Raw genomic sequence first — 1,551 nt, forward strand, 5'->3', positions numbered from 1 at the left:
GTCCGGGCCGTCGCCCACGACGCCGGCCACCGGCTGACCGGAAGCCGCACCCAGGTCGCCTTCGGCCCGCCCGCCGACGCGTTCCGGGTGCCGGCCGAGACCGCGGCCGGGGTCGCGGTCTTCCTGGTCGCCGCCGACGACCCGGGCGTCTCGGTGACCGTGCTGCAGACCACCGGGCTGGGCAGCGTCGGGTTCCTGGAGCTCTCCGACGTGCCGGTCGGCGGCGGCCGGCGGGTCGGCGGGACCGAGGTTCTCGACCACCTGGCGCGGCTCACCGCCCTGGGGCGCAGCGCCTACCAGCTCGGTGTGCTGGAGCGCGGACTGCACCTCACCGCCGAGTACGCACGGGAGCGGGAGCAGTTCGACCGGCCGATCGGCAGTTTCCAGGCGGTGTCGCAGCGGCTGGCCGACGGCTACATCGACGTCAAGGGTCTCCGGCTCACCCTGACCCAGGCCGCCTGGCGGGTCGGCGAGGGGCTGCCCGCCGACACCGAGGTCGCCACCGCCGCGTTCTGGGCGGCTGACGCCGGACATCGGGTGGCGCACACCATCGTTCACATCCACGGCGGGGTGGGGATCGACACCGACCACCCGATTCACCGCTACTTTCTGGCCGCCAAGCAGACCGAGTTCGCCCTCGGCGGCGCCACCGGTCAGCTGCTGGCGATCGGCCGCGAACTGGCGCAGACCCCGGTCTGACCGATGCGGATCGGTCTGTCGACCCCGGTCCTGGTGCAGACCCCCGGTGTCTCCTCGGCCGGGGAGCGCGCCGCCACCGTCGACGACGTGGCACGCATCGCCCAGGTCGGCGGCCGGACCCACCGGTCGCTGCGGCGGGCGGTGACGCTCGGCGACGGATGGATGCCGTTCGGGCTGTCCGGCGTCGAGATCTCTGAAATGCTTGCCCGGGTGACCCCTCCGGAGGGCTTCGACGTCGTGCTGGCGACCCGGCCACTCGACGTCTCCGGCGACCCGGCCCGGGTGCTGCGCCGGCTGCGCGGTCTGGGCGCCACCGCCGTCAGCTGTGCTCTGGTGGCAGATTGCGCCGCCCACTTCGCCGATCAGCTGCCCGAGCTGCGGGCGCTGGCCGACCAGGCCGGGCAGGAGTGACGCCGTGACCGTGCTGCCGGATGACCCGCCCACCGTCAGCGAGCTGCTGCTGCCACTGGCCGAGGTGACCGATCGGGGCGTCTACTTCGAGGACTCGTTCACCAGCTGGCGCGACCACATCCGCGACGCGACCGCGATCGCGGCGGCGCTGCGGGCCCGACTCGACCCGTCCCGGCCGCCGCATGTCGGCGTGCTTCTGGAGAACACCCCGTTCTTCTCGGCGCTGCTGGTCGCCGCGGCGCTCTACGGCTTCGTTCCGGTGGGGCTGAACCCGGTGCGGCGCGGCGTCCCGCTGGAACGCGACATCAGCCACGCCGACTGTCAGTTGGTGCTCGCCGACTCGAAATCTGATATGGGGGGAAGTTTGTCAAGAGGGCAGGGTGAAGCGGCGGCCGCAACCGTCGTCGCGGGCGCCGCGTCGGTGGACCGATGAGGTGGGGG

The 1,551-nt window shown here is 73.2% G+C and carries 2 protein-coding genes and 1 pseudogene; all 3 read left to right on the top strand.

Annotated features, from left to right (window positions below):
- Positions 1-699: acyl-CoA dehydrogenase family protein (locus tag AC2VNT_RS07065; protein WP_486946173.1), on the top strand; the 699-nt coding region annotated here is incomplete at its 5' end.
- Positions 700-702: 3 nt separating this feature from the next.
- Entirely contained in the window at positions 703-1,110 is a 408-nt protein-coding gene (locus tag AC2VNT_RS07070) for a hypothetical protein (protein WP_486946174.1), read from the top strand.
- Between the two features lie 13 nt (positions 1,111-1,123).
- Positions 1,124-1,459 (top strand): annotated as a pseudogene (locus AC2VNT_RS07075) (AMP-binding protein); the annotation flags it as partial.
- Positions 1,460-1,551: the final 92 nt, after the last annotated feature.

This window comes from Mycobacterium sp. TH-M15 (genome assembly GCF_057473705.1).

What these genes read in the sequence shown, in the direction of transcription:
- AC2VNT_RS07070 (WP_486946174.1), top strand. Translation starts at nt 703, where the DNA reads ATGCGGATCGGTCTGTCGACCCCGGTCCTGGTGCAGACCCCCGGTGTC.